Below are 19,731 nucleotides of genomic sequence, written 5' to 3'. Positions count from 1 at the left end.
TAGGTCAGCAAGAAGCATGCACGGCATTGCGCCCCGTGCAGCGGCCCGCCGCGACCGTCTGCCGTCCTTTGCTGCGGCCCGATGCGGCGGCGCTGCACCGACATGGTGCGCCACGCGCCGTCGTGGCGATCGCGGGCGTGCCGTGGCGATCGTCGGCGCATGATCGGCGCCCGTGGGCGCGCATCATGCGCGTTCGGACGGATCGGTCTTGTGCGGCGCGCGGCCGCGGATTTCCGGCGCGAGCTGCGCGAAGATCCACGCGGACGCCGCGGTGATGATCCCGACGCAGACGAAGGTCGCGTGAAACGCCGGCAGCGTGTTGCTCGGCGTCACCGTGCGCAGCATCCCGGTGAAGGTGGCGAGCAACGCGCCCGCGACCGTGACGCCGAGGCTCATCGACAGCATCTGCACGAGCGAGAACAGGCTGTTGCCGCTGCTGGCGCCGCCGGTGCCGAGATCCTTCAGCGTCAGCGTGTTCATCGCGGTGAACTGCATCGAGTTGAAGCCGCCGAACAGCGCGAGGTGGACGACCTTCACCCAGACCGGCACCGTGTCGCGCATCAGCGCGAAGCTCGCCATCATCACGCCGACCATGATCGTGTTCACCAGCAGCACCTTGCGGTAGCCGTGCCGGGTGATCAGCTGCGTGATGATGGGCTTCGAGAACATGCCCGCGGCGGCGACCGGCAGCATCATCAGCCCGGCCTCGAACGCGGAATAGCCGAGGCTCACCTGCAGCAGCAGCGGGATCAGGTACGGCATCGCGCCGCTGCCGATGCGCGCGAACAGGTTGCCGAGCAGGCCGACGCTGAACGTGTGGATCCGGAACAGCTCGAGCGAGAAGATCGGCTGCGGCGCGCGCACCGCGTAGAGCCCGTACGCGACGAAGCACGCGAGGCTCAGGATCAGCAGCACGAGCACCGCCGCGTGCTGCATGCCGAGATCGGCGAGGCCGTCGAGCGACAGCGAGATCGCGACCATCCCGATCGTCAGCAGCAGATAGCCCTTCAGGTCGAAGCGGCCGACGGCCGGATTGCGCGAATCGGGCATCGAGTAGAACGTCGCGACGCAGCCGGCGATGCCGACCGGCACGTTGATCAGGAAGATCCAGTGCCACGACGCGATCTTCACGAGCCAGCCGCCGAGCGTCGGGCCGATCAGCGGGCCGATCAACCCCGGAATCGCGACGAACGACAGCGCGGGCAGATAGCGCTCGGCCGGAAAGGTGCGCAGCACCGCGAGCCGCCCGACCGGCAACAGCATCGCGCCGCCCACGCCCTGCACGACGCGGAACACGACGAGTTGCGACAGCGTATGCGCGTTCGCACACAGCAGCGAACCGAGCGAGAACACGAGGATCGCGCTGAAGAACACGCGGCGCGTGCCGAACGTGTCGGCGAGCCAGCCCGACACGGGGATCATCACGGCCATCGTCAGCGAATACGCGATCACGACCGACTGCATCCGCAGCGGCGATTCGCCGAGGCTCACGGCCATCGACGGCAGCGCCGTGTTGACGATCGTCGCATCGAGCGTCTGCATGAAGAAGCCCGTTGCAACGAGCCAGAGCATCACGGTGAGGTTCTTTTCGCCGGGAGCGGCGGCGGGCGGGCGCTGGAACATGGAGTGGACCGATGGTGCGGGACAGCCGCCATTGTAGGGAAAGCCGCCGCACCCCGCAGAACGGGGCAGCCGCTGCAGCAGCGTCGAACGGACGCTCGTGCGCCGGCGCGCCGGTACAGTTCAGCCGAAACTGTCCGCAGGCGTATCTGTCGGCGTCGTGCCCGGGTCCGGAATACTGGAGCCATCGAAACCACGCGGACCGGAGGCGACCATGCGCGAACTGCGACTCTACGAAATGGACGGCAACGAACCGGCCGCGCGGTGGCGCATCGTCGATCGCACCGACCTGCACGTCGCCGACGGCGACCTGTGGGTGACGATCGAGGGCCGCCCGGCCGATTACTGGCTGCACGCCGGCGAATCGCTGGCGCTGCTGCCCGGCATGCGCGTGTGGGTCAGCGCGGCGGCCGGCGGTGCGGTGTTCGCGTTCGGTCCGCAGGCCGCGCGCGCTCGTCAGGCCGTGCCGCTCACGTGGCGCTGGCTCGACGCTGCGCGCGGCCGCGTGGGTCAGCCCGGCGCGTCGCTGCCGACGTAACGCGCACGCGGCCGGATCAGCTTGCCGTCCGCATACTGTTCGATCGCATGCGCGATCCAGCCGGCCGTGCGGCCGGCCGCGAACAGCGTGAAGCCGGCGCCTGCGGGCAGCGCGAGCGTGCGCTCCAGCACCGCGAGCGCGAAATCGATCGTCGGCCGCAGGCCGGTCGCCGCCTCGACGCGAGCGGCCAGCGCGCCCGCTGCGCGCAGCGGCTGCCGTTCGGGCTGCGTCGCGCAAAGCGCATCGAGCAGCGCGCGTGCGCGCGGATCGCCGTCGGGATAGAGCGGATGCGCGAAGCCGGCCAGCGCCGTGCGCGCGCCCTCGCTGCGCTCGTCGCGCGCGAGCCGCTGCGCGAGGTAGCGATCGAGGTCGGCGGCGTGCGCCGCTTCGTCGAGCAGCGCACCGGCGCGCAACGTCTCGCCGCCGTGCCGCGGGCCCGACAGTGCGGCGAGCCCGCCCGCGATCGCGCCGAACAGATGGGTGCCCGTCGACGCGATGCAGCGCACCGCGAAGGTCGACGGGTTCAGCTCGTGGTCGGCGCACAGCACGAGCGCACGGCGCAGCAGATCGGCGTCGGCGCGCCGCCGGATGCCCCACGCGGCGGCGAGCTGCCGATGCACGGGCGCGTCGCGCGGCGCGACGCCGGCCAGCGCCGCGGCCGTCACGCGCAGCAGCAGCGCGGCGGTGTCGAGTTGCGCGTCGCATCCTGGCGCCCACCGGCCGGGCAGCGATGCGGCCGCGGCCGGCAGCAGCACCAGCGTGCGCTCGAGCGGCGCGAGATGCGCCCAGCGGCGCGCCCAGTCGCGCCATTGCGCGGCGTCGAAACCGGTCGACGCGAGCGACGCAGCGGCAAGCCGCGCCGGCGCGCAATCCCATAGCCGCGCGGCCGCTTCTTCGAGCGTCGCGTCGTGGGCGAGCGTGAGCGCATCGATGCCACGATAGTAGAGGCGGCCATCGGCGATCTGCGTGATCCTCGATTCGAGCACGGGCACACCCCAGTCGAGCGAGCGCTCGGCGACGCCGCCCGCGCGCTTCGCATCGGCGCGGCGGCGTGCGAGCAGACGCACTTCGTCCGCATCGTAGCGGCGGCGCTTGCTCGCGCCGTCCGGCAGCGAGCGCAGCAGGCCGCGGCTCACGTACGCATAGAGCGTGCTGATGCTGACGCCGAGAATGTCCGCGGCTTGCGGCGCGCTGAGAGACCTCATTCGATCACTCCTGTCGGTGCGCATGAAGCGCGGCCCGGCTACAACTATTCGTTATGCGTTGATTTGCGCAATCAAGATTGATCGCGTCCGTCGCGAATTCTAGACTCGATTCCGTTTTCCCAACGGCGCACTTGCACGATGACACCCGAACTCGCATTGACCCGTTTGTGGCAACTCGCACACGGCGAGCCCGACGCACTGGCTCGCGTGACCGTGACCGGGCAGGACCCGACGTTGCCGTCCACCTTCCACGTCGGCACGCTGGCCGCGGCGACGATCGCGGCGGCGGGGCTCGCGGCCGCCGAATGTCATCGGCTGCGCACGGGCGTCGCGCAGCGTGTCGACGTGTCGCTGCGCGACGCGCTCGTCGCGTTCCGCAGCGAGCGCTATCTGCGCGTCGACGGCGGGCCGCCGCCGGAGCCGCGCCATCCGGTCACCGGCTTCTATGCGACGCGCGATGCGCGCTGGATCCAGTTGCACGCGAACTTCCCGCACCATCTGCACGGGATTCTCGACGTGCTGGGCTGCGGCCCGCAGCCCGATGACGTCGCCGCGGCGATTCGCACCTGGGACGGCGCGGCGCTCGATACCGCGCTGGCCGAGGCCGGCCTGTGCGCGGCCTTGATCAGGAGCGCAGACGAATGGGCCACGCACGAGCAGGCGCGCGCGCTTGCGGCGCTGCCGTTGTTCGAGATCGAGCGGATCGGCGACGCGCCGGTCGAGGCGATCGGCCGCGGCGAGCCGGACCGGCCGCTCGCCGGCGTACGCGTGCTGGACCTCACGCGCATCATCGCGGGGCCGGTCGCCGGCCGCACGCTCGCATCGCACGGGGCGCAGACGCTGCTCGTCAACGGCCCGCACCTGCCGAACATCGCGTCGCTCGTGATCGACAACGGCCGCGGCAAGCGCTCGACGTGGATCGACCTGCGCGACGCCGCAGGCGCCGCCGCGCTGCATGCGCTGGCGCGCGACGCGGACGTGTTCGTGCAGTCGTACCGCCCGGGCGCGCTCGCGGCATGCGGCTTCGCGCCCGAGGCGCTCGCGCAGCGACGGCCGGGTATCGTCTGCGTGTCGGTGTCCGCGTACGGGCATGCGGGGCCGTGGTCGAAGCGGCGCGGCTTCGACAGCCTCGTGCAGTCGGCGAGCGGCATCGCGTGGCAGGAGCAGCACGCGGCCGGTGCGGCGAGCCCGCGCCATCTGCCGTGCCAGGCGCTCGACCATGCGACGGGTTATCTCGCGGCGTTCGGCGCGATGATCGCGCTCGCGCGGCGTGCGACGCAAGGCGGCAGTTGGCACGTGCGCGTATCGCTCGCGCAGACGGGGCGCTGGCTGCAATCGTTCGGTGTCGTGCCCGACGGCCTGCAAGCGCCGGAGTTCGCGCCGGACGACGTGCGCGACCGGCTGGAGCGGATGGCGTCGCCGTTCGGCACGATCGATGCCGTGCGTCCGGCCGAACGCCTGTCGGCGACGCCGCCGCGCTTCACGCAACCGCCGGTGCCGCTCGGCAGCGACGACGCGCGCTGGCTGTGAGCCAAGGCGGCGCGCCCCGCGCTACCTGCGCAGTTCGACGACGAAGTCGTAGTAGTCGTTGCGGCAGTAGGTGTCGGTCAGCTCGATCGCGCGCTGGTCGGCCGTGTAGCCGATGCGCGTGATCAGCAGCAGCGCGTCGTGCGGCGCGATGCCCATCTGCTGCGCGATCTCGTCGCTCGCGTTGACCGCGCGGAAATGCTGCAGCGCGCGCACGATCGGCGTGCCGCGTGCTTCGAGATAGCTGTACAGCGAACCGCTGATCGCCTGCGGATCGGGAATCAGCGTGGCCGGAAACGTCGAGTTCTCGACGGCCATCACGATGCCGTCGGCGAGGCGCAGGCGCTTGAGCCTCGTGACCGATGCGGCCGGCGACAGGCCGAGCTGGATCACTTCGTCGCGGTTCGCCGGCTGGATCTCGCGCTCGAGCCATTGCGAGCTCGGCTTGAAGCCGCGGCGCTCGAGCATCTCGCTGAAGCTCGACAGCCGCGACAGCGGATCCTCGTAGCGCGGCTGGATGAAATTGCCGGCGCCCTGCGTGCGGCGGATCAGCCCTTGCTCGACCAGCAGCGCGATCGCCTTGCGCGCGGTGATGCGCGACACGCCGAGCGCTTCGGACAGCACGCGCTCGGACGGCAGCGCCTCGCCGGCCGCCCAGCGGTTGTCGTGGATCGCGTCGCCGAGCTTGCGGGCGAGCTGCAGATAAAGCGGCGTGTCGTTGTCGGGGTCGGGGCGCAGGTCCTGCCAGCGGTCGTCCGTGGGTGCCTTCATGGAATGGGTATCGATCAGGTTGCCGGCCATTCTAAGTCAACATGCGGTGCCGTTATAACGGGATTTTGCCCAGTAACAGGCGGGCCGCGCGGCGATTGACTACACTGGCCCATGCGTCGGCCGCGGTGTGCGGCCGACTATCCGCAGCGAGGAGCGCATGACAGACACGATCGCCACGGTCGTCCTGCCGAACGGTGAGACGATTCCGAAGCTCGGCCTCGGTACTTGGGAAATGGGCGAGCGGCCCGCCCGGCGCGCGGACGAGATCGCCGCGCTGCGCGAGGGCATCGCGCTCGGGATGACGCTGATCGACACCGCGGAGATGTATGGCGACGGTGCGACCGAGGAATTGGTCGGCGACGCGCTCGCCGGCCTGCGCGACGATGTCTTCATCGTCAGCAAGGTGTATCCGCATCATGCGAGCCGGCGCGGCGTCGTCGCTGCGTGCGACGCGAGCCTGAAGCGCTTGCACACCGATCGCATCGACCTGTACCTGCTGCACTGGCGCGGCTCGGTACCGCTCGACGAGACGGTCGACGGCTTCGAGGCGCTGCGGCGCGCCGGGAAGATCCGCCATTGGGGCGTCAGCAATTTCGACACGTCGGACATGGCCGAACTCGTCGACGACGCGGGCGGCGGCGCCTGCGCGACCAACCAGATCCTGTACAACCTGGCGCGCCGCGGTCCGGAATTCGATCTGCTGCCGTGGCTGCGCGAGCGCCGGATACCGGCGATGGCGTACAGCCCGGTCGATCACGGACGGTTGCCGAAGCATTCGCCGCTCGACGAGATCGCGCGGCAGCGCGGCGTGTCGGTCATGCGCGTCGCGCTTGCATGGGTGCTCGCGCAGCCGCAGGTGATCGCGATTCCGAAGGCGTCGCGGATCGAACACGTGCGCGACAATCGTGCGGCGCTCGATCTCGTGCTGAGCGTCGACGAGCGCGCGCAGCTCGACGCGTACTTCCGTCCGCCGCGCAGCAAGCGCGCACTCGAAATGCTCTGAAGCGATTGCGGGATGCGGTGCGCCGGTTGGTGGCCGCAGGTGTTGCCGCGGTTGCCGTTGTCGTCCTTTTCTGCGCACACGGACCGCGGTGTACCGCGCAGATCGCGAGCCTCGCGCCATCGACCGACTACGCGCGGATATGCCGCACGACAGCGCCGGAAACACCGTCGCCGGTGTGCGCTGTGTTGCCGCGATGAAGCGTCGGACTACGTTCAGCGCGCCGTCGTGTCGGCCGCGCGCGGCCAGCGATGACAGAGGATCGACGCGACCCAGGCGACGACGAACAGCGCGACGATCCCGTAGCCGAGCGCGCCGAAGTGCTGAGCGACCGCATCGAGCCCATCGCGCACGGGGCCGGTCAACGACAGCTTGTCCGCCAGCAGGCCGGCCGCCTCGATCCCGCCGACCGCCAGTGCCACGACCGCCGACACCAACGTGATGCTCGCGTTGTAGAGCAGCTTGCGTTGCGGGTCGTCCATCGCCCATCCGTACGCATGCATCATCAGCACGTTGTCGGTCGAGTCGATCAGCGTCATGCCGGCCGCGAACAGTGCGGGGAACAGCATGACCGCATAGACCGGCAGCGCGTGACTCGCGTGTGCCGCCGCGATCGCGAGCAGTGCGATTTCCGTTGCGGTGTCGAAACCGAGTCCGAACAGCACGCCGACCGGATACATGTGCCAGCTCTTCGACACGAACCGGAACAGCGGGCGCAGCAGCCGCGCGACGAAGCCGGCCGGGCGATGCGTATGCGTGCCGCCGTGCGCGTGACCGGGCGCGTGACCGGGCGCGCGGCGATAGCGCCGCCACACGTCGCGCAGGATCGCGAGGTTCATGCATGCGAGCACCAGCGGAAGGCCGCCGACACCGCGGTGCCGAGCGTGCCGCCGAGTTCGCGGAACGCGTCGAAGCGCTCGCGCAGCGCGAACGCGGTCAGCGCGACGCCGAGCGTCGCGGCGACCACGATCGTCGAATGGCCGAGCGAGAAGAACAGGCCGACCGTGACCGGCCGCCGGCCGTCGTGCATCAGCTTGCGGGTCGCGACGTCGATCGCCGCGATGTGATCGGCGTCCACCGCATGACGCAGCCCGAGCCCGTACGCGACGGCGGCGGTGCCGAGCAGCAGCGGATGGTCGCGCAGCACCGCGAGCGCCCAAACCCAGACGGCGACGTTGGCGGCGATCAAGCCGGCATACAGCATCAGCAGGCGGCGCAGGGCAGGGGTCGGCGGCATCGCGGCGTTTCCTTCGGACGAATCGAGCGCCGATTGTGTCACGCGAAAAAGTCGCCGGGTTCGCGGGTCGAAAACGCGTGCCCGCGCGCGGACGAAAAAAAGCCCGTCCGGATTCGGACGGGCTGGACGGATGGCAGCTTGCCGCGCAGCGGCGCGCGCCGCCCCGCGCTTACTTCGTTTTCGCGTTGATCACGGCTTCCGACACGTTCGCCGGCGTTTCCGCGTAGTGCTTGAACTCCATCGTGTAGGTCGCGCGGCCCTGCGTCGCCGAGCGCAGCGACGTCGAGTAGCCGAACATCTCGGCGAGCGGCACTTCGGCGCGCACCAGCTTGCCGCCGCCGCCCGCGATGTCCTCCATCCCCTGCACGATGCCGCGGCGGCTGGAGAGGTCGCCCATCACGTTGCCCATGAAGTCCTCGGGCGTCTCGACCTCGACGGCCATCATCGGCTCGAGCAGCACCGGCTTCGCGCGGCGCATCGCTTCCTTGAAAGCCATCGAGCCGGCCATCCGGAACGCGTTTTCGTTCGAGTCGACGTCGTGGTACGAGCCGAACACCAGATGCACCTTCACGTCGACGACCGGGTAGCCCGCGAGCACGCCGCTCTTGAGCGTGTCGACGATGCCCTTGTCGACGGCCGGGATGTATTCGCGCGGAATCACGCCGCCCTTGATCTCGTCGAGGAACTCGTAGCCCTTGCCGGGATTCGGTTCGAGCGTGATGACCGCGTGGCCGTACTGGCCGCGCCCGCCCGACTGCTTGACGAACTTGCCCTCGACGTCGGTCGCCGTGGTGCGCACCGTTTCGCGATACGCGACCTGCGGCTTGCCGACCGTCGCCTCGACGCCGAATTCGCGCTTCATCCGGTCGACCAGGATTTCGAGGTGCAGCTCGCCCATCCCGGAGATGATCGTCTGGCCCGATTCCTCGTCGGTCTGCACGCGGAACGACGGGTCTTCCTGCGCGAGACGGTTCAGCGCGAGGCCCATCTTTTCCTGGTCGGCCTTCGTCTTCGGCTCGACGGCCTGCGAGATCACCGGCTCCGGGAACTCCATCTTCTCGAGGATGATCGGCTTGGCCGGGTCGCACAGCGTATCGCCGGTGGTCGCTTCCTTCAGGCCGACCGCCGCCGCGATGTCGCCCGCGCGCACCTCCTTGATTTCCTTGCGCTCGTTCGCGTGCATCTGCAGGATCCGGCCGAGCCGCTCCTTCTTGTCCTTGGTCGCGTTCAGCACGGTGTCGCCCGACTCGACGACCCCCGAATACACGCGGAAGAAGATCAGCTGGCCGACGAACGGGTCGGTCATGATCTTGAACGCGAGCGACGAGAACGGCTCGTCGTCGCTCGGATGACGTTCCGCAGGCTTGTCCGGATCGGCGAAGTCGTGGCCGAGGATCGCGGGCACGTCGACCGGCGACGGCAGATAGTCGATCACCGCGTCGAGCATCGCCTGCACGCCCTTGTTCTTGAACGCGCTGCCGCACAGCATCGGCACGATCTCGTTGGCGATCGTGCGTTTGCGCAAGGCGCCCTTGATCTCGTCCTCGGTCAGCGATTCATGGTCGTGCAGGTACTTCTCGAGCAGCTCCTCGCTCGCTTCCGCGGCCGCCTCGACCATCTTCTCGCGCCACTCGTGCGCGAGCTCGACGAGATTCGCCGGGATGTCCTCGTACGTGAATTTCACGCCCTGGCTTTCGTCGTCCCATACGATCGCCTTCATCTTGACGAGGTCGACGACGCCCTGGAAATGATCTTCCGCGCCGATCGGAATCTGGATCGGCACGGCGACGCCCTTCAGGCGCTCGCCGATCTGCTTCTGCACGCGGAAGAAGTCCGCGCCGATGCGGTCCATCTTGTTGACGAACGCGATGCGCGGCACCTTGTACTTGTTCGCCTGACGCCACACCGTTTCGGACTGCGGCTGCACGCCGCCGACCGAGTCGTAGACCATGCACGCGCCGTCGAGCACGCGCATCGAGCGCTCGACCTCGATCGTGAAGTCGACGTGCCCGGGGGTGTCGATGATGTTGATGCGGTGTTCCGGATAGTTGCCGGCCATGCCCTTCCAGAAGGCCGTGGTGGCGGCCGACGTGATCGTGATGCCGCGTTCCTGCTCCTGCTCCATCCAGTCCATCGTGGCCGCGCCGTCGTGCACTTCACCGATCTTGTGGCTCACGCCGGTGTAAAACAGGATGCGCTCGGTCGTGGTGGTCTTGCCGGCATCGATGTGAGCGCTGATCCCGATATTGCGATAGCGCTCGATGGGGGTTTTGCGGGGCACGTGAACCTCCTGGTGGTTCGGATCGTAAGCGGGCCGGCTGATATGGCGGCCCGGACTGGAACTAGCGAGATTTAAAGGATAGCGCTTGTCCGTGGCTTTTGCAGATGCGGTCGGCGGCGGCCGAATCAAGGCGAAGGCCGGCGGGCGGCGCAAAAAAAGCCGGTGCGCCACGGGCGACCGGCCTGGTTCGATGCGCGGCGGTGCCGCCGCCGATGTATTACGGGGCCTTGGGCAGCCCGTCGAGCTTCATGCCCGGCTTGATGCCTTTCGCCGCGAACCAGCCCTTGCTCATTTCGAGCGCATAGACGCCGTTGTTGCGCGGGCAGTGGTTGTCGATCGTCTCGGCCTTCATCTCGTCGATGTCGGTGATCGTGCCGTCGGCGCGGATGAACGCGATGGACAGCGGGATCAGCGTGTTCTTCATCCAGAAGCAGTGCACGGCGTTCTCGTTGAACACGAACAGCATGCCTTCGTTCGGCGCGAGCTGCGAGCGGTACATCAGCCCCTGTTCGCGATCGGCGTCGTTGGCGGCGACGGCCGCGTCGATCACGTACATGCCGGCGCGCAGCTTCACGCGCGGGAACTCGCTCGGCTGCTTCGCGCCGGGCGGCACCTGGGCGTGGACGGTCTGCATGCCGAGCGCGAGCACGGCGAGCGCGGCGGGAAACACGGCGGCGCGCGCAAGGCGGCCGAGCGACGAGCGCAGGGAGAGTCGCACAGCAAGGCTCCTATCGGGAAAACGAGACCCGCATGGTACGCGAAGCGTAGCGGCGGGCACAAAAGGAAAAAGGCAGATCGCCTCGCGGTGATCTGCCTTTCAACGCCGTAAGAACGGCAAGACTGCGTGTTCTTGACTGCGTTATTACAGCAAGCTTGCTTAGTTCGAAGCAGCTGCCGGAGCTTCGGCTTCGCTAGCTGCCTTCTTAGCTGCGTGGTGCTTCTTCTTTGCGTGGTGCTTCTTGGCAGCGTGCTTTGCCGGTGCCGAAGCAGCTGCCGGAGCAGCAGCCGAAGCAGCTTCCGGAGCCGAAGCTTGTGCGAAAGCAGCCGTTGCGAAGAGGCCAGCGACCAGAGCGGCGATCAGTTTGTTCATGTTGTGTTCCTCAGCTTTAGTTAATTAACCAAATGACCCGGCATAGGAGTCATGACGTCTAACGGTGCCATCCACCTTTCGGTTGACAGACGCTTCGAGAAATTTCTCATTGCGCTGCGGGCGCCGAATCGTATTCGAAGAAAACGTCACTTTCGTGACGCAAACGCGTAAATAACGGCTCGGCTGCCAATGCCGGATAGCTCAGGGTGGCATCTGCGTGGTTTAACGCGCGATCTTCGCGGGCGGTTGACGAAACAGATGACGAAAAAATCGACGATCGGCTTTCGGCCCGACCGAACTTTCAGTCGGCACGCGCGAAACCGTCCCACGGCGCTCGCGGCGGCAGCTCGATTGTTTCGCCCGGTGCAATGCCGAGCGCGAATATATCCAGTGCGCCGATGCCGACGCGCACGAGACGCAACGTCGGGAAGCCGACCGCGGCCGTCATCCGGCGCACCTGGCGGTTCTTTCCTTCCGTGATCGCGAGTTCGATCCACGTGGTCGGGATCGCGGCGCGGTAGCGGATCGGCGGCGTGCGGGGCCACAGCGCGGCGGGCGGCTCGATGAATTCGGCGCGGCACGGGCGCGTCACATAGTCGCCGAGATCGACGCCGCGCGCGAGCGCCTTCAGGTCGGCCGCGTCCGGCGCGCCGTCGACCTGCGCCCAGTAGCGCTTGACGAGCTTGTGGCGCGGCTCGGCGATGCGCGCCTGCAGTGCGCCGTCGTCGGTGAGCAGCAGCAGCCCTTCGCTGTCGGCGTCGAGCCGGCCGGCCGCGTACACGCCGGGCGTTTTTACCCAGTCGCCGAGCGACGGCCGCGTCTCGTGCGCGGAAAACTGGCAAATCGTGCCGAACGGCTTGTTGAGGGCGATCAAGGTCATGGCGGGGCGGCCCGCGGCCTGTCGTGCGCAAGGCGCGGGCGGCGCGGCGGGCGGTCTATGGCAAATGGCGGAATCTTAATGCATAATACGGAACGGCAAGTCCTCTGTCTTATATAAGACATAAGGGAAGACTTGATACGCAGCGTCGCGCTTCGTGCCGCCGGCCGCGGTTGGGGCGCTAGAATAGCGGCTCGCTGTTGCCGTCACGACGGTGGCAAGGGCCACCCGCCGCGCGCGCAGTTTCGACCAGCATCACCTGCTCAGCCACGTCACTGGAGTCGATCATGCCGTATCAGCACATCAAGGTTCCGGAAGGCGGTGACAAGATCACCGTCAACAAGGACTTCTCGCTCAACGTTTCCGATCAGCCGATCATCCCTTACATCGAAGGCGACGGTACCGGCTTCGACATCACGCCGGTGATGATCAAGGTCGTCGATGCGGCGGTCGCGCACACGTACAAGGGCAAGCGCAAGATCCACTGGATGGAGATCTTCGCCGGCGAGAAGGCGACGAAGGTGTACGGCCCGGACGTATGGCTGCCCGACGAAACGCTGCAGGTGCTGAAGGAATACGTCGTTTCGATCAAGGGGCCGCTCACGACGCCGGTCGGCGGCGGCATCCGCTCGCTGAACGTCGCGCTGCGCCAGGAGCTCGACCTCTACGTGTGCCTGCGCCCGATCCAGTATTTCAAGGGCGTGCCGTCGCCGGTGCGCGAGCCGCAGAAGATCGACATGGTGATCTTCCGCGAGAACTCGGAAGACATCTACGCGGGCATCGAGTGGGCGGCCGGCTCCGAGCAGGCGAAGAAGGTCATCAAGTTCCTGCAGGACGAGATGGGCGTGAAGAAGATCCGCTTCCCGGAAACCTCGGGGATCGGCATCAAGCCCGTGTCGACCGAAGGCACCGAGCGTCTCGTGCGCAAGGCGATCCAGTACGCGATCGACAACGATCGCAAGTCGGTCACGCTGGTGCACAAGGGCAACATCATGAAGTTCACGGAAGGCCTGTTCCGTGACGCCGGTTATGCGCTCGCGCAGAAGGAATTCGGCGGCGAGCTGATCGACGGCGGCCCGTGGATGCGCGTGAAGAACCCGAAGACGGGCGCCGAGATCGTCATCAAGGATTCGATCGCCGACGCGTTCCTGCAGCAGATCCTGCTGCGTCCGGCCGAATACGACGTGATCGCCACGCTGAACCTGAACGGCGACTACGTCTCCGACGCACTGGCCGCGCAGGTCGGCGGGATCGGGATCGCGCCGGGTGCGAACCTGTCGGACTCGGTCGCGATGTTCGAGGCGACCCACGGCACGGCGCCGAAGTACGCGGGCAAGGACTACGTGAACCCCGGTTCCGAGATCCTGTCGGCCGAAATGATGCTGCGCCACCTCGGCTGGACGGAAGCGGCCGACACGATCATCGCCGCGATGGAGAAGTCGATCCTGCAGAAGCGCGTCACTTACGACTTCGCGCGCCTGATGGAAGGTGCGACGCAGGTGTCGTGCTCGGGCTTCGGCGACGTGCTGATCGAGAACATGTAAGCGCCCCTCGCGGGCAGGCCGGCGCATGCCGGCCGCCCCGGCGCCTACTGCCGGCGCCGGGGCGTTTCACGAACGGCAGGTTTGTTGGCAGGACGGTCCGGCATGCGGGCCGCGGCGCCGCGAAGCGGCGTGCATGCCCTGCAAGGTAGAACATGACGGCCCTCGCAACACCACCGCCCGGCTAGCCGGCGCGCTCCTTTCGCGATCCACCCGGTCGCTCCCCCGCCGGTTACCGCCGGCGCTATTCAGCCCCAAATTTTCACGTAGCAACGCATCGACCATGTCCACTTCGCCCAAGATCATCTACACCCTCACCGACGAAGCGCCCGCGCTCGCGACCTACTCGCTGCTGCCGATCGTCAAGGCCTTCACGCACTCGTCGGGCGTCGCCGTCGAAACGCGCGACATCTCGCTCGCCGGCCGCATCATCGCGGCATTCGCCGACGTGCTGCCGCCGGAGCAGAAGGGTTCCGACGATCTGGCCGACCTGGGCCAGCTCACGCTGAAGCCTGAAGCGAACATCATCAAGCTGCCGAACATCAGCGCATCGGTGCCGCAGCTGAAGGCGGCGATCGCCGAACTCCAGGCTCAGGGCTACAAGCTGCCCGCCTATCCGGAAGAGCCGTCGACCGACGAGGAAAAGGCGGTCAAGGCCCGTTACGACAAGATCAAGGGCAGCGCGGTGAACCCGGTGCTGCGCGAAGGCAACTCGGACCGCCGCGCGCCGCTGTCGGTGAAGAACTACGCACGCAAGCATCCGCACAAGATGGGCGCATGGAAGCCCACGTCGAAGTCGCACGTCGCGCACATGACCGACGGCGATTTCTACGGCAGCGAGAAGTCGGCGCTGATCGCCGACGCCGGCAGCGTCAAGATCGAACTCACGACGACCGACGGCGTGAAGAAGGTGCTGAAGGAAAAGACGGCCGTGAAGGCCGGTGAAGTCATCGACGCATCGGTGATGAGCCGCAAGGCGCTGCGCAGCTTCATCGAAGCGCAAATCGCCGACGCGAAGGCGCAGGACGTGCTGTTTTCGGTGCACCTGAAGGCGACCATGATGAAGGTCTCGGACCCGATCATGTTCGGCCACTTCGTGTCGGTGTTCTACGGCGACGTGCTCGCGAAGCACGCCGACGTGCTCGCGCAGGCCGGCTTCAACCCGAACAACGGGATCGGCGACCTGTACGCGCGCCTGAAGGACCTGCCGGCCGATACGCGCGAAGCGATCGAAGCCGACATCAAGGCCGAGTACGCGGTGCGCCCGCGCCTCGCGATGGTCAACTCGGACAAGGGCATCACCAACCTGCACGTGCCGAGCGACGTGATCGTCGACGCGTCGATGCCGGCGATGATCCGCGATTCGGGCGGCATGTGGGGCGCCGACGGCCAGCTGCACGACGCGAAGGCCGTGATTCCGGACCGCTGCTACGCGGGCGTCTATCAGGCGGTGATCGAGGACTGCAAGCAGCATGGCGCGTTCGACCCGGTCACGATGGGCAGCGTGCCGAACGTGGGCCTGATGGCGCAGGCGGCCGAGGAGTACGGTTCGCACGACAAGACGTTCCTGATCCCCGCTGACGGCGTGGTGCGCGTCACCGACGAAGCCGGCAACGTGCTGCTCGAACATGCGGTCGAGTCGGGCGACATCTGGCGCATGTGCCAGACGAAGGACGCACCGGTGCAGGACTGGGTCAAGCTCGCGGTCAACCGCGCGCGCGCGACCGGCGCACCGGCCGTGTTCTGGCTCGACCCGGTGCGCGCGCACGACGCGCAGATCATCGCGAAGGTCGAACGCTACCTGAAGGATCATGACACGAACGGCCTCGATATCCGCATCATGACGCCGGTCGACGCGACGCGCTTCTCGCTCGAGCGCATCCGTGCGGGCAAGGACACGATCTCGGTGACCGGCAACGTGCTGCGCGACTACCTGACCGACCTGTTCCCGATCATGGAACTCGGCACCAGCGCGAAGATGCTGTCGATCGTGCCGCTGATGGCCGGTGGCGGCATGTTCGAAACGGGTGCGGGCGGTTCGGCGCCGAAGCACGTGCAGCAGTTCGTCGAAGAAGGCTTCCTGCGCTGGGATTCGCTCGGCGAATTCCTCGCGCTGGCTGCGTCGCTCGAGCACCTCGGCAACGCGTACCACAACCCGAAGGCGCTGGTGCTCGCGAAGACGCTCGATCGCGCGACCGGCAAGTTCCTCGATGAAAACCGCTCGCCCGCGCGCAAGGTCGGCGGCATCGACAACCGCGGCAGCCACTTCTACCTGTGCATGTACTGGGCGCAGGCGCTGGCGGAGCAGACCGAGGACGCAGCACTGAAGGCGCAATTCGAAGGCGTCGCGAAGTCGCTCGCCGACAACGAAGCGCGCATTCTGGAAGAACTCGGTGCGGCGCAGGGCAAGGCGCAGGCGATCGGCGGCTACTACCGTCCGGACGTCGCGCTGACGAGCCAGGCGATGCGTCCGAGCGCGACGCTGAACGCGATCGTCGATGCAGTCGCCTGACAGCGGCCGCGTCGCGGCGACGGCAGCAGCCTGCGCGGCTCGCCGTCGCGCCGAACATGAAAACGCCCCGGTCGCCCGGGGCGTTTTGCGTTGCGGGGCGTTCATTCAGACGTGAACGATTTCCCATTCGGCGATTTCGTGCGGCACTTCGAGCGTGGCCGTGTCGAGGTCGGACAACTGCTCGCAGTCGCCGCGGGAGATGTGGTCGGCTGCGACTTCGGGGCACGAGAACGCGCCGAGCCGAGCGTTGCCGAAGCTGGCTTCCCAGCCGCCGTTGCCGGGCAGGATATAGAACGACCCGAGCGCCGAACCAAAGCGAAATCCCTTCATTTCCGTTCTCCCTATCTGATTGCAAGCGATTCTGTTGTGACGTCTGCCGGTTGGTCCGACGGTGGCCCGGCCGGTGGTCCGTGTCGGGTGCCGTGTCGAACGTCGCGGCGAAGCGTCAGTGCATGGAACAAAGTCTACGTCTGCGGCCGCGTCCGATGGTGCGCGTAGAGTGCTTTTTCGAGAGAAAAATATCGCTTTATAAACATTGGTTTACGTCGTGTGTTTTGTATTGCGGAACGATTTTTGGCATCGCGAAACAGCGAATTTGTGCCCTGCACCACGAATTTTTATAACGCAAGGCGTTGTTCCGCATCGTGAAAAATTGGCGGATTTTCGACCGGGCGCGCCTGTCGCGCGGGTTAGGCCGGTAGATACAACCGGCGAACGCTGTGTCGATTGCGCATAGCGTGTGGTGGGGCCGGGCTCGTTGGAGCGGGGTCTGGAGCGCGTCGGGGCGTCGGGAATCGCGCGCAGGCGCCGCTCGAGGCAGGCGAGTCATGCGAGCCCCCGAGCGCTGCGGCGTATTGACGCGGGCAGGCCCTTGGCGGCCCGCGCTGCGCCGTCGCCCGAGGCTGCGGTTATGATGGCGCGGCCATCCGGTTTCTCGTCGCGGCGGGTCCATTACGCACCGGCGGCACCGGCGGCACCGGTGTCGCGGCGGCCGCGCGATACAGCACCCATAACGAGGAACGATTGATGATACGGAGAACCTTCCTGTCGCACGCGATCGGTGTCGCAGCCGCATCGCTGTTTGCACGCAGCGCGTGGGCGCAGCATGCCGCTCATGCGGGCATGGCCGGCATGGAACCGATGGACGACATGCGCGGCATGGCGGGGATGGCGGATCACGCGCAGCACGCGAAGCCGGCACCGGCCGCGCTCGCGGCCGTCGACGCGCTGCCGGCCGGCGCGCCGCTCGCACCGTTGCGCACGCTCGCGAACGAAAGCGGCGAAGCCGGCACGTTCCGCGCGACGCTGGTCGCGCAGCCGGTCGCGCGTCCGATGTTGCAACATACGCATCCGACGACCTTCTGGCAGTTCGGCGCGGGCACTGCCGGGCCGGTGGTCGGCCCGCTGATCGACGTGCACGAGGGCGACACCGTCGAAATCCGCTTCGTGAACAAGCTGCCGCAGCCGTCGACGATCCACTGGCACGGCCTGCCGGTGCCGCCCGAGCAGGACGGCAACCCGTCGGATCCGGTCGCGCCGGGCGCGTCGCGGGTCTATCGCTTCACGCTGCCGAAGGGCAGTGCGGGCACGTACTGGTATCACCCGCATCCGCACATGATGACGGCCGAGCAGGCGTTTCGCGGGCTGGCCGGTCCGTTCATCGTGCGTGCGGCCGACGATCCGCTCGCCGGCTGGCCCGAGCGCCACCTGTTCGTGTCGGATCTGAAGCTCGCGAGCGACGGCTCGATTCCGCCGAACGACATGATGGACTGGATGAACGGCCGCGAAGGCCAGTTCGCGCTGGTCAACGGCGCGCGCCGGCCGCGCATCGACGTCGCGGGCGACGAGCGCTGGCGGGTCTGGAACGCCTGCAGCGCGCGCTACGTGTGCGTCGCGTTCGACGACGGACGCGCATTCGAGCATGTCGGCACCGACGGCGGGCTGTTCGAAACGCCGCGTCGCGTGACGTCGCTGCTGCTGGCTCCGGGCGAGCGCGCGGAACTGCTGGTGCGGGCCGGCGATCGCGCGTCACGCGCCGTGCTGCAGGCGGCCGAATACGATCGCCGCAAGATGGCGATGTCGCACGACGGCGGCCGCGGCAGCCTGCCGCCCGATCCGGCGCTGCCGCTGGCCGACGTCACGTTCGTGCCGGCCGCCGCGCGGGCGCTGCCGGCCACGTTGCGCGCCGTGCCCGCGCCGGGCGAGCCGGTCGCGGACAAGGACGTCGCGCTCGGCGAGGCGATGGACATGAACGCGATGATGAGCGGCCCGGCGCACGGCCGGCCGGCCGGGATGCGCTTCATGATCAACGGCGCGACCTACGCGCCGCACCGGGCGACGCTGACGAGCCGGCGCGGCGAACTCGAGCGCTGGACGATCCGCAACACCACCGACATGGATCATCCGTTCCACTTGCACGGCACGCAGTTTCAGGTGACCGAACGTGCATCCGGCGGCACGCGCACGGCCGAGCCGTTCCGTGCCTGGCGCGATACGGTGAACGTGCGCAGCGGCGAAACCGTCACGCTACTGGTGAAGCAGGACATGCCCGGCGAGCGCATGTTTCACTGCCATATTCTGGAGCACGAGGACCTGGGCATGATGGGCACGCTCAAAGTCGTGTAACCGCTAATGATTTTGTTTCACGCGTATGAACGCATTCGATTTGCGTGTACGCGTGGACAATGCACGTTCAATTATTGGGATTGAACGAAAAGGCCGGCCAATCGAATTAACGATTGGCCGGCCTGAAAAAAAGAAACCCGGCGCAATGCCGGGTTTCTTCGTCCGATATCCGGTGCCCTTACGCGGCCTGGATGTTCGACGCTTGCTTGCCCTTCGGCCCTTGAACGACCTCGAAGCTTACCTTCTGGCCTTCCTTCAGGGTCTTGAAGCCCTGCATGTTGATGGCCGAGAAGTGCGCAAACAGATCTTCACCGCCCTCGTCGGGAGTGATGAAACCGAAGCCCTTCGCGTCGTTGAACCACTTAACGATACCAGTTGCCATTTCCTACTTCCCCTGTCACACAGTCGCTGCTACTTACCACGAGCACGCTCGAAAAGCTAAACGACCGTAAATACAGCCGTTCCCCCCTCACAAGCTCACCTTCGGCCCTTTTCATTTCGCCAGCCGGCGAATGAAAAAAGGTGCCAGCTTGATTGTTGGCGCTCTTTATTTGAGTGTCAAGCGGAATTTTTAGACGTTTGGAGGGACGTTGTAAAGAACCCATTTTCAGGGTTTTTCCGGCTTTGCTTCGCAGCATGCCGCCGAGCGCACGCACTTGAAAAGTCGCATAATCGGTTCATATACCAGGCTCGAGTGACACGCGATCGAGTCGTCCCGGCTTGTGGGATACTGGATGCGGATGCGACGGTCCGGTGCGGTTTCCTCCTGACGGTTCGTGTTCCGCGCCACGCGTGAAAGCCGGCACCGCAGCCGGCTTTCGTATGGCACGAAGACGATCGCGCGTCGTCGGGAACCACGAAGGGCGCCGGCCTGTCGGTCGGGTAATGGCAGGATTGCGGGCCTGTC

15 protein-coding genes and 1 pseudogene are annotated in these 19,731 nt (G+C 67.2%); 6 read left to right on the top strand and 10 right to left on the bottom strand.

The features are described 5' to 3' along the window. Nucleotides 1-183 precede the first annotated feature (183 nt). Nucleotides 184-1,623, bottom strand: a complete 1,440-nt coding sequence (gene mdtD / locus EX20_RS02925) for a multidrug transporter subunit MdtD (RefSeq protein ID WP_011885793.1) — start codon at nucleotides 1,621-1,623, stop codon at nucleotides 184-186. Nucleotides 1,624-1,834: 211 nt separating this feature from the next. On the opposite strand from mdtD, the gene EX20_RS02920 reads away from it, so the two are divergent. Then, nucleotides 1,835-2,158, top strand: coding sequence for a DUF2917 domain-containing protein (locus EX20_RS02920; protein WP_014723505.1), 324 nt, complete (start codon nucleotides 1,835-1,837; stop codon nucleotides 2,156-2,158). On the opposite strand, the gene EX20_RS02915 is transcribed toward EX20_RS02920, so the two are convergent. Next, nucleotides 2,131-3,363, bottom strand: coding sequence for a citrate/2-methylcitrate synthase (locus tag EX20_RS02915; RefSeq protein ID WP_034192635.1), 1,233 nt, complete (start codon nucleotides 3,361-3,363; stop codon nucleotides 2,131-2,133). The two genes, EX20_RS02920 and EX20_RS02915, sit on opposite strands and share 28 nt — an antisense overlap. Before the next feature lie 138 nt (nucleotides 3,364-3,501). On the opposite strand from EX20_RS02915, the gene EX20_RS02910 reads away from it, so the two are divergent. Next, on the top strand, nucleotides 3,502-4,893 hold the full coding sequence (locus tag EX20_RS02910; RefSeq protein ID WP_034192634.1) for a CoA transferase: 1,392 nt from the start codon (nucleotides 3,502-3,504) through the stop codon (nucleotides 4,891-4,893). 21 nt (nucleotides 4,894-4,914) lie between these two features. Here EX20_RS02910 and EX20_RS02905 read toward each other — a convergent pair whose 3' ends face one another. Further along, a complete protein-coding gene (locus EX20_RS02905) occupies nucleotides 4,915-5,661 on the bottom strand; it encodes a GntR family transcriptional regulator (protein WP_034192708.1) in 747 nt (248 codons plus the stop codon). Between the two features lie 157 nt (nucleotides 5,662-5,818). On the opposite strand from EX20_RS02905, the gene EX20_RS02900 reads away from it, so the two are divergent. Continuing rightward, nucleotides 5,819-6,664 (top strand): aldo/keto reductase, encoded by an 846-nt coding sequence (locus EX20_RS02900; protein ID WP_011885789.1) that lies wholly within the window; start codon nucleotides 5,819-5,821, stop codon nucleotides 6,662-6,664. Nucleotides 6,665-6,876: 212 nt separating this feature from the next. On the opposite strand, the pseudogene EX20_RS02895 reads toward EX20_RS02900, so the two are convergent. From EX20_RS02895 to EX20_RS02880, 5 genes and pseudogenes are all read right to left on the bottom strand, one after another. Beyond that, a pseudogene (locus EX20_RS02895) lies at nucleotides 6,877-7,898 on the bottom strand (HoxN/HupN/NixA family nickel/cobalt transporter). Nucleotides 7,899-8,067: 169 nt separating this feature from the next. Beyond that, nucleotides 8,068-10,179 carry an elongation factor G gene (gene fusA, locus EX20_RS02890; RefSeq protein ID WP_034192633.1) on the bottom strand — a complete coding sequence of 704 codons (2,112 nt, stop codon included), beginning with the start codon at nucleotides 10,177-10,179 and terminating at the stop codon, nucleotides 8,068-8,070. A gap of 217 nt (nucleotides 10,180-10,396) precedes the next feature. Continuing rightward, the gene (locus tag EX20_RS02885) at nucleotides 10,397-10,897 is read right to left on the bottom strand and encodes a DUF192 domain-containing protein (RefSeq protein ID WP_034192632.1); all 501 of its coding nucleotides are present in this window, start codon (nucleotides 10,895-10,897) and stop codon (nucleotides 10,397-10,399) included. Nucleotides 10,898-11,056: 159 nt separating this feature from the next. Next, entirely contained in the window at nucleotides 11,057-11,269 is a 213-nt protein-coding gene (locus tag EX20_RS30150; RefSeq protein ID WP_072465376.1) for a hypothetical protein, read from the bottom strand. Between the two features lie 301 nt (nucleotides 11,270-11,570). Further along, complete coding sequence (locus EX20_RS02880) at nucleotides 11,571-12,149, bottom strand: pseudouridine synthase (protein WP_014723498.1); 579 nt, start codon at nucleotides 12,147-12,149, stop codon at nucleotides 11,571-11,573. A 284-nt stretch (nucleotides 12,150-12,433) separates the two neighbouring features. Here EX20_RS02880 and icd point away from each other — a divergent pair, with 284 nt between their 5' ends. Further along, nucleotides 12,434-13,690: an NADP-dependent isocitrate dehydrogenase gene (icd, locus tag EX20_RS02875; protein WP_011885784.1), complete on the top strand. Its 1,257-nt coding sequence runs from the start codon at nucleotides 12,434-12,436 to the stop codon at nucleotides 13,688-13,690. A gap of 280 nt (nucleotides 13,691-13,970) precedes the next feature. After that, on the top strand, nucleotides 13,971-16,199 hold the full coding sequence (locus tag EX20_RS02870) for an NADP-dependent isocitrate dehydrogenase (protein WP_011885783.1): 2,229 nt from the start codon (nucleotides 13,971-13,973) through the stop codon (nucleotides 16,197-16,199). Nucleotides 16,200-16,304: 105 nt separating this feature from the next. On the opposite strand, the gene EX20_RS02865 is transcribed toward EX20_RS02870, so the two are convergent. Beyond that, nucleotides 16,305-16,529 carry a hypothetical protein gene (locus EX20_RS02865; RefSeq protein WP_011885782.1) on the bottom strand — a complete coding sequence of 75 codons (225 nt, stop codon included), beginning with the start codon at nucleotides 16,527-16,529 and terminating at the stop codon, nucleotides 16,305-16,307. Nucleotides 16,530-17,225: 696 nt separating this feature from the next. On the opposite strand from EX20_RS02865, the gene EX20_RS02860 reads away from it, so the two are divergent. Further along, the gene (locus EX20_RS02860) at nucleotides 17,226-18,824 is read left to right on the top strand and encodes a multicopper oxidase family protein (protein ID WP_011885781.1); all 1,599 of its coding nucleotides are present in this window, start codon (nucleotides 17,226-17,228) and stop codon (nucleotides 18,822-18,824) included. A 178-nt stretch (nucleotides 18,825-19,002) separates the two neighbouring features. On the opposite strand, the gene EX20_RS02855 is transcribed toward EX20_RS02860, so the two are convergent. After that, on the bottom strand, nucleotides 19,003-19,206 hold the full coding sequence (locus EX20_RS02855; protein WP_004196460.1) for a cold-shock protein: 204 nt from the start codon (nucleotides 19,204-19,206) through the stop codon (nucleotides 19,003-19,005). Nucleotides 19,207-19,731 lie beyond the last annotated feature (525 nt).

The sequence above is a fragment of the Burkholderia sp. WP42 genome (assembly GCF_000745665.1).
Lineage (GTDB): Bacteria > Pseudomonadota > Gammaproteobacteria > Burkholderiales > Burkholderiaceae > Burkholderia > Burkholderia vietnamiensis.
The sequence above is the reverse complement of the archived record's forward strand: the minus strand, read 5'-3'. Positions and strand labels throughout refer to the sequence as shown.